This is a genomic window from Chryseobacterium sp. SSA4.19, assembly GCF_022601875.1.
Classification (GTDB): Bacteria; Bacteroidota; Bacteroidia; order Flavobacteriales; family Weeksellaceae; genus Chryseobacterium.
In genome coordinates, this window is sequence record NZ_JAKVIP010000063.1 from 1 (window position 1) to 2,104 (window position 2,104).

The 2,104-nt window shown below is 36.5% G+C and carries 2 protein-coding genes and 1 rRNA gene; all 3 read left to right on the top strand.

All coding sequences use genetic code 11. The features are described from left to right. A 5S ribosomal RNA gene (gene rrf, locus MKJ01_RS18725) occupies window positions 1–105 on the top strand; the annotation flags it as partial. Window positions 106–756: 651 nt separating this feature from the next. Continuing rightward, entirely contained in the window at window positions 757–990 is a 234-nt protein-coding gene (locus MKJ01_RS18730) for a hypothetical protein (protein WP_241615769.1), read from the top strand. A gap of 276 nt (window positions 991–1,266) precedes the next feature. Then, on the top strand, window positions 1,267–1,509 hold the full coding sequence (locus tag MKJ01_RS18735; RefSeq protein WP_241615770.1) for a hypothetical protein: 243 nt from the start codon (window positions 1,267–1,269) through the stop codon (window positions 1,507–1,509). Window positions 1,510–2,104 lie beyond the last annotated feature (595 nt).

Consider the following 2,104-nt stretch of genomic DNA (forward strand, 5'->3'; position numbering starts at 1 on the left):
GTGGTTTTAGCGGTGGGGCTCACCTGTTCCCATTCCGAACACAGAAGTTAAGCCCACCAGCGCCGATGGTACTGCGACAAGCGGGAGAGTAGGTCGCCGCCAGTCTTTATTATAAACTCCTTCATCAACATGATGAAGGAGTTTTTTTATGCCCATACTCCAAAGAAAGAATCAAGGTCAAAGCAAATACATAAAAATATTCTGTCTACTGCTAAATGCCAAGAGCTATAGGGTATAAGCTAGGAGGCAGCTGCCATGAGCCTGAAACTAAATACTCTCTGCTTGTCCACGTTCAAATTTTCTATTCTCAAACTCACCCACTAAACCTCTGATTTTTTTCCTAGGAGCTAGATCCGTCTCTTTGCTACTACTCTTCAGGCTGATGCTTTCCGTGCGCTCCACGTCTAAATGCCTTAACTTCCCCTCCTCCAAATCCACTCTGGGGTAACCTAACCAATTCGAATGTAAACTTTGAGAAAAGGCTGTCCGGCAATGGGCAGTTTTCTTATATTAAATGATTGTCTAGTACTACCATAGCATTACTCAAAAAAAGTTATGTTAATTTAATAATCAGTATGTAAAGCGGAGTCAAAAATATTACAGTTTATCCTTTAAATTATGATATGAAGTAGAAAGTGGTTCGATTGATAATCGGACAGCGATGCGCAAATATGGTATCCAGGGCCATGGTACTATTACCGAATGGCGCAGAAAATATGGTAACTTTGATATAGATAACCGTTCACAATGTAAGCTATGCAAACCCCAGAACAAAAAATCAGAGAACTTGAAGAGAAGCTAAAACGTTTGGAGCGTCATAATCAATTTTTAGAGAATCGCTTAATAAAATCTAAAGATAAAGCTTCTATTTTGGATAAGCTGATTGATTTGGCCGAAGAAGGATACCTTATTCAGGTAAGAAAAAACTTCTCTCCCGATCAATCCAATATATCAGCCCTCATTACAACCATTGCATGTGGACATATATAAGTTTTTCCAGTATACTGCTTATAAAGCGTAAAAGAAACTAACCGGATAACCACTGATTCTCATCATCGATTCAGAAAGCATAAAAACTTGATAGAAAACATGCTGTTGAAGCAGCCGGAACAGATGTGGGTTTCGGATATTACTTATATTGGAGGCAGGGATCGTAATTGTTATCTGGCTTTGATCACTGATGCTTATTCTAAAAAATAATGAGATATGATATTTTTAATAGTCTGGCAACTGAAGGCTCCTTAGAGCGTTGAATATGGCCATAAAGTGAAGAATATATATAAGGAAAGCTTAATTCATCATTCTGACAGGGGTTTGCAGTATTGTAGTATAGATTATAAGAAGGTATTGAAAAAGAAAAATATTATGCTTTCAATGACTGAAAGTTACGATCCTTATGCCAATGCAATTGCAGAGAGGATAAACGGGATACTCAAACAGGAATTTCGGTTAGAAGATTATCAGGTTAATATACAAACCATGAAATTGCTGGTAAAAGAGCTATTGTGATTACAATACAAAAAGACCACATTGATCGTGTTATATGAAAAACACCTGAACAAATGCACCATCAGAATAGTGTAAAAATAAGAACCTATAAAAAAAATATAGTTGTAAGGATAGCCCTACAACTATATCATAAATATTAGTATTTTTATATTATTAATCTGTAACGATTATTTAGGACTAGTCATTGGTATAGTAATATCTAATCACTAAAAAAGAAGCTGGATTAAAAAAAAGAATCAACATTTAAATAAGCCCAGCCATTTACTAATAGACCAAGCCCTGAAGGAGCGAGCTATACCAACGTTAAGAGACGGTAAACAAAAGCCACCATTTAATCAACCCTTAATCTCCAGTTATTCAGCCCTGAAACTCTCCAACTTCCCACCCACAAGCTCTCAAAAAACGATCCTCCCCACCGCCACATCTGCATCACCTTCCGTAAATCAAACATTGGTTGAAAATTATTGTCTCTAAGGTTCAGGGATTTGAAAATGGATTTAAACTAAATGTGAATAAATTGTTAACTGTATTTGGATTGTAAGGTAATAAGTTAGTATTTTTGCCCCACTTAAAACGAGAGATTGTTTGGGGTAGC

Coding starts and splice junctions, on each gene's coding strand:
- MKJ01_RS18730 (WP_241615769.1), top strand. CDS start 757: ATGCAAACCCCAGAACAAAAAATCAGAGAACTTGAAGAGAAGCTAAAA.